The organism is Myroides sp. LJL116, assembly GCF_054871685.1.
This window is the reverse complement of record NZ_JBTXLR010000040.1, coordinates 1-3329: the sequence shown is the minus strand read 5'-3', so window position 1 is coordinate 3329 and position 3329 is coordinate 1. Positions and strand designations below refer to the sequence as shown.

1 tRNA gene and 2 rRNA genes are annotated in these 3329 nt (G+C 47.3%); all 3 read right to left on the bottom strand.

Annotated elements, in window-relative coordinates:
• Nucleotides 1–5 precede the first annotated feature (5 nt).
• The 3 genes from rrf to ACYSNM_RS13740 all read right to left on the bottom strand — a co-directional run bounded on the left by rrf (nucleotide 6) and on the right by ACYSNM_RS13740 (nucleotide 3311).
• Nucleotides 6–115, bottom strand: a 5S ribosomal RNA gene (rrf, locus tag ACYSNM_RS13750).
• A 127-nt stretch (nucleotides 116–242) separates the two neighbouring features.
• Nucleotides 243–3122, bottom strand: a 23S ribosomal RNA gene (locus tag ACYSNM_RS13745).
• A gap of 115 nt (nucleotides 3123–3237) precedes the next feature.
• Nucleotides 3238–3311, bottom strand: a tRNA-Ala gene (locus ACYSNM_RS13740).
• Nucleotides 3312–3329 lie beyond the last annotated feature (18 nt).

The window sequence follows — 3329 nt, the reverse complement described above, 5'->3', positions numbered from 1 at the left end:
TAAAAGAAGGGCGGTGTCATACTCTCCCACTGGTTAGCAGTACCATCTGCGCAAGCGGGCTTAACTTCTCTGTTCGAAATGGGAAGAGGTGAGCCCCGCTGCAATAACCACCCTAAATCGGTTGTCATCACTTTAGGATAACTAATATCTTTATATTAAGTTACTTAACTTTATTACTTTATACAGTAGTTTAATCTTTATTAGAAAGTTGCCCTCTCCCTATATTGCTATAGGGAGAGAATACACATAAGCTTATGGGCTATTAGTACTACTCGACTCTGACATTACTGCCTTTACATCTATAGCCTATCAACGTGGTAATCTCCCACGGCCCTTTAAAGAAATCTCATCTTGTGGTGGGTTTCGCACTTATATGCTTTCAGCGCTTATCCCTTCCCAACGTAGCTACTCTGCGGTGCCCCTGGCGAGACAACAGATACACTAGAGGTTGGTCCAACTCGGTCCTCTCGTACTAGAATCAGATCCACTCAAATTTCTAACGCCCACAGTAGATAGAGACCGAACTGTCTCACGACGTTCTGAACCCAGCTCGCGTGCCACTTTAATGGGCGAACAGCCCAACCCTTGGGACCTTCTCCAGCCCCAGGATGTGACGAGCCGACATCGAGGTGCCAAACCCCCCCGTCGATATGAGCTCTTGGGGGAGATCAGCCTGTTATCCCCGGCGTACCTTTTATCCTTTGAGCGATGGCCCTTCCATGCGGAACCACCGGATCACTATGCTCTACTTTCGTACCTGATCGACTTGTAAGTCTCTCAGTCAAGCTCCCTTATACCATTGCACTCTACGCACGGTTACCAAGCGTGCTGAGGGAACCTTTAGAAGCCTCCGTTACTCTTTTGGAGGCGACCACCCCAGTCAAACTACCCACCAAACAATGTCCTCCCGCATTGGGAGTTAGATCTCAAATAAGCAAAGGGTGGTATTTCAACAATGACTCCACAACGCCTAGCGACGCCACTTCAAAGTCTCCCACCTATCCTACACATCACTTATCCAAGAACAATATTAAGCTATAGTAAAGGTGCACAGGGTCTTTTCGTCCCACTGCGGGTAATCGGCATCTTCACCGATACTTCAATTTCACCGAGCTCATGGCTGAGACAGTGTCCAGATCGTTGCACCATTCGTGCAGGTCGGAACTTACCCGACAAGGAATTTCGCTACCTTAGGACCGTTATAGTTACGGCCGCCGTTTACTGGGGCTTCAATTCAATGCTTCTTCTTGCGAATAACATCTCCTCTTAACCTTCCAGCACCGGGCAGGTGTCAGGCCCTATACTTCATCTTGCGATTTTGCAGAGCCCTATGTTTTTGATAAACAGTCGCCTGGACCTCTTCACTGCGGCCAGCTTGCGCTGGCGACCTTTCTCCCGAAGTTACAGGTCTATTTTGCCTAGTTCCTTAGCCATGAATCTCTCGAGCGCCTTAGGATACTCTCCTCGACTACCTGTGTCGGTTTACGGTACGGGTACTTATAACCTAAGTTTAGAAGCTTTTCTTGACAGCCCTTAGGCACACTATCTCTTTGTCCGTAGACTCCGAGTACTATCGCATTTCTCCAAGTCCGACGCATTTTACTATCAGACCTATAGGTACGTGCTTCAACGAACTATTCCGTCAGTTCGCGGTGCTTTCATCACTGTGTCACTCCATCACTGTTATAAGTAGTACGGGAATATTAACCCGTTGGCCATCGACGTCCCCCTTCGGGTGTGCCTTAGGTCCCGACTAACCCTCAGCTGATTAGCATAGCTGAGGAAACCTTAGTCTTACGGCGGGGGTGTTTCTCGCACCCCTTATCGTTACTTATGCCTACATTTTCTTTTCTAAAAGGTCCAGCAATCCTCACAGATCACCTTCAGCCCCGTTAGAATGCTCCCCTACCACTCATACTTACGTATAAATCCATAGCTTCGGTAATATGCTTATGCCCGATTATTATCCATGCTCGATCGCTCGACTAGTGAGCTGTTACGCACTCTTTAAATGAATGGCTGCTTCCAAGCCAACATCCTAGCTGTCTGGGCAATCAAACCGCGTTTTTTCAACTTAGCATATATTTGGGGACCTTAGCTGATGGTCTGGGTTCTTTCCCTCTCGGACATGGACCTTAGCACCCATGCCCTCACTGATAATAAACATTACTTAGCATTCGGAGTTTGTCAGGAATTGGTAGGCGGTGAAGCCCCCGCATCCAATCAGTAGCTCTACCTCTAAGTAACTATGATTATCGCTGCACCTAAATGCATTTCGGGGAGTACGAGCTATTTCCGAGTTTGATTGGCCTTTCACCCCTACCCACAGGTCATCCGAAAACTTTTCAGCGTTTATCGGTTCGGTCCTCCATTTAGTGTTACCTAAACTTCAACCTGCCCATGGGTAGATCACACGGTTTCGCGTCTACCACTACTGACTAAAGCGCCCTATTAAGACTCGCTTTCGCTACGGATCCAGACCTGAAGTCCTTATCCTTGCCAGCAACGGTAACTCGTAGGCTCATTATGCAAAAGGCACGCCGTCACTTCACGAAGAAGCTCCGACCGCTTGTAGGCGTATGGTTTCAGGATCTATTTCACTCCGTTATTCACGGTTCTTTTCACCTTTCCCTCACGGTACTGGTTCACTATCGGTCTCTCAGGAGTATTTAGCCTTAGCGGATGGTCCCGCCAGATTCAATCAGGGTTTCACGTGCCCCGACCTACTCAGGATACCACTATTCTTATCTTCTCTTACTTATACGGGACTATCACCCTCTATGGTTAACCTTTCCAGGTTATTCTAATTCAATCCGCAAGAAATGTCGTGGTCCTACAACCCCAATATTGCCGTAACAACATTGGTTTGGGCTATTCCGCGTTCGCTCGCCACTACTAGCGGAATCACTTTTGTTTTCTTCTCCTCTGCCTACTTAGATGTTTCAGTTCAGCAGGTTCGCCTCCTATTAGGATAACATGTCTTCAACATGCTGGGTTGCCCCATTCGGATATCTACGGATCAATTCGTGTGTGCCGATCCCCGTAGCTTTTCGCAGCTTATCACGTCCTTCATCGCCTCTGAGAGCCTAGGCATTCCCCATACGCCCTTATTTTGCTTATGTGCTTACAATGTCTTTCGACTTGTACTTTCTATATATTTTTTAATTTGATTCTTTCTAACTGTATTATTAGTTAAGTATCTCAATATGTCAATGATCGTTTTGGACTAAGTCCTTGTGGAGAATATCGGAGTCGAACCGATGGCCTCCTGCGTGCAAGGCAGGCGCTCTAGCCAGCTGAGCTAATCCCCCATAGATATAGATGCTAAG